Here is a 2,902-nt window from a genome sequence, read left to right as displayed (position 1 = left end):
GTGGTTCGTGCTCAAGAATTGGATGCGTCAACGCTGGGATGAATTTGATAGCTTTCGCGATTGTGTCGATGCTGCCTTCAACCATTGTTCGAACGTGTATCCGTAAAGCTATACAACTTCCGCAACTCAATCTCAAAGCACTATGGTTTCCCATTGTCAAATATTGGCTCAAGCAACATTAGCATCAGGGGCACCAGTTGTATCTGGTTATCGACCGGACGCAGTGGAAGCACCATAACTTGCTGATGATAAGTATTGTTTATCAGAAGCGAGCCGTCCCGGTGTTTTGGCATTGTCTTGACCATCCAGGGGCAAGTTCACTTTTGGAGCAGCAAACCGTTCTACGCCCGGCGTTAGCTCTGATGAACCGCTATCGGTGTATTGTGTGCTGGGAGACCGGGAGTTTCACAGCGTTTCTCTTGCCCATTGGCTGCGTTAACAACGGGTCGGATTCGTGCTCCGCTTGCCCAAAAGCACCACGGTCAAGTCCCACTCAGACGCTAAATTTGAGCGACTCGATGAGTTACTCCAATTTCCAGGCATTGCCTGCTTTGAAGTACAGGTGCAGGTGACTCAACAGCAAGGGTTTGGTCGATTCAATCTCGTCACCCGCTGGAAGCGAGTGTATCGCCAATCGAAAGCCAATCAGGTTTGGTATCTGTTGACCAATCTCACTGACATCGAAACTGCCTTTGATAGTTACGCTAAAAGGTTTTCGATTGAACCGATGTTTCGAGACTTCAAAACCGGGGGCTACAACCTCGAACACTGTCGCGCCATTGGACAACGCTTCCACGCTTTAGCTCTGTTGGTAGCGATTGCCTACACGATCGCAACCGAGCAGAGCAACCGCATTCGTCGCAAGTAAAATCCAGCACCATGTGGGACGAGTGGCAGAATCGACTCGACCCCAAAAACGGCATAGTGATTTTTGGATTGGATTGTACGGGCAGGTATGGATTCACTCGATGGATTTGTGGTCGAATTGGGCAGAGCAACTCATGTACCTCAAGCCGCAAAAACGTCGTTTTTTTCTGCAAGGGCTACGGGCGATGCGCTTGATTCAGTCTGCCTTCTAGCTTCTCTGTCACCCCATAAGTCTTGCGACACAACCGATAACCCTGCCGAAGTGCTAAGAATGTGAATCTGATCAGATGCACGATCAGTGATAGGGCTGTATATCAATCGTTATGGATTTGGTCTCTAACTCTAATTAGCAAGCATCAAAAAACGTAAAAACACTATCAGGAATGGATGCATTATTTTTATTCAAAATTTCGTAGTAACCCGCTCACTAAATCAATTCTAGTTATTCTATTAAGTGTTGAAACACACTGGTTTATGCCGCAAAAACTTCAGCAGTAAGAGTGATTAAAGCAATCACCGACCCATAAAGCCAAAATAGGGAAGCAGAAAGCTCAAAAAACAGGGCTGAATCGTTCTCTGCTGGATGTCGGGATTGGGATTCTGAAAGATGCAATCGAGTACAAGTTGCTGGAAGGAAATGGATTCTTGATCCATGCTCCTACACGTGAATTGAAATCGACACAACGCTGTGCAAAATGTTGGCAACTTACGCCTAAAATATTGTCTGACCGATTGCACGTTTGCTCTAATCCTGATTGTGGTCATGTCGAGGATCGGGATGTCAACTCCGCGCAGGTATGCGAGATATAGTATGGGAGGCGGGAACCGTCTTCCTCAGTCGCAGAGTCGCCTAGCTCTACTTCTGCGGAAGCATGAAGCAACTGGGGAGGAAGAAGCGACAGAAACCCCCGCTTCAAGCGAAGCTAAGCGGGACATAGTTCATCCCCTGCGACGATTGGAGGCAGATACAGACATGGCAACTCAGCTTCAGGTAGGATTAGTGGGCTACGGTGTTGCGGGGCGAGTGTTTCATGCACCCGTGATCAATGCTGTTCCCGAACTGAAGCTAACGAAAATTGTGGAACGTCACGGTGAAGCTTCCCGCCAGCGTTATCCGTGGGTCGAAGTCGTTCAGGATATCGATGCCCTATTAAGCGATGCTGCGATCGATTTGGTGGTGATTGCCACGCCTAATTCATCCCACTTTGAGCTGGTAAAACAGGCACTATTAGCAGAAAAGCATGTCGTCGTCGATAAACCCTTCACGCTCACTTCAGCTCAAGCACAGCAGCTGATCCAGCTTGCTCAGCAAACTCAAAAGGTCTTGAGCGTGCATCACAATCGCCGCTGGGACGGAGATTTTCAAACGGTTCAACAGATCGTCAGGCAGGGATATTTAGGGCAACTGGTGGAATATGAAGCGCACTACGATCGCTTTAGAAACACCCTAAAACCCGGAGCATGGCGGGAAGCGTCAGAACCAGGCAGCGGCATTCTCTTTGATCTGGGGTCGCATTTAATCGATCAGGCGCAGGTTTTGTTTGGTCTGCCCCAGGCAATTACGGCAGACGTTCGAGCGCAAAGAGCAGGAGCAAACGTCAATGATTATTTTGAGGTTGGGTTGGACTACGGAAGTGTGAAAGTGACCTTGAAAGCCGGAATGCTGGTGAGAGAACTGGGACCGCATTTCATTTTGCATGGCTCCAAGGGATCGTTTGTGAAATACGGCATGGACCCGCAAGAAGGGGCACTGCGGCGTGGACTCACTCCCACTGAATTGGATTGGGGACAGGAGCCACAAGCGCAGTGGGGGACGTTAAATACTGAGATTCATGGGTTACACTTCTACGGACAAATCGAGACAGTGCCGGGATGCTATCAGGCATTCTATGAAAATATTTATCAGGCAATCGTGCAAGGGGCAGAACTTGCTGTGAAGCCCGAAGAAGCGAGAAATACGATTCGCATGATTGAATTAGCCCTTGCAAGCAGCCGGGAGAAATGTACAAAAGTCTACAAAGACCTGGATGAAAGA

Annotated in this window: 4 protein-coding genes and 1 pseudogene; all 5 read left to right on the top strand. The window is 48.6% G+C overall.

Annotated elements, in window-relative coordinates:
* A pseudogene (locus H6F80_RS08735) lies at positions 1-106 on the top strand (IS630 family transposase); the annotation flags it as partial.
* A 348-nt stretch (positions 107-454) separates the two neighbouring features.
* Positions 455-868, top strand: a complete 414-nt coding sequence (locus H6F80_RS08730) for a transposase (protein ID WP_206755052.1) — start codon at positions 455-457, stop codon at positions 866-868.
* A gap of 22 nt (positions 869-890) precedes the next feature.
* Positions 891-1,079, top strand: coding sequence for a hypothetical protein (locus tag H6F80_RS08725; protein WP_190791186.1), 189 nt, complete (start codon positions 891-893; stop codon positions 1,077-1,079).
* Between the two features lie 412 nt (positions 1,080-1,491).
* The gene (locus tag H6F80_RS30715; RefSeq protein ID WP_190791185.1) at positions 1,492-1,677 is read left to right on the top strand and encodes a zinc ribbon domain-containing protein; all 186 of its coding nucleotides are present in this window, start codon (positions 1,492-1,494) and stop codon (positions 1,675-1,677) included.
* On the top strand, positions 1,646-2,902 hold a 1,257-nt coding region (locus H6F80_RS08715), incomplete at its 3' end, for an oxidoreductase (protein WP_242067239.1). The genes H6F80_RS30715 and H6F80_RS08715, both read left to right, overlap by 32 nt.

This window comes from Leptolyngbya sp. FACHB-711 (assembly GCF_014695615.1).
In the GTDB taxonomy this organism is placed as follows: Bacteria; Cyanobacteriota; Cyanobacteriia; order Elainellales; family Elainellaceae; genus Leptolyngbya_A.
The sequence above is the reverse complement of the archived record's forward strand: the minus strand, read 5'-3'. Positions and strand labels throughout refer to the sequence as shown.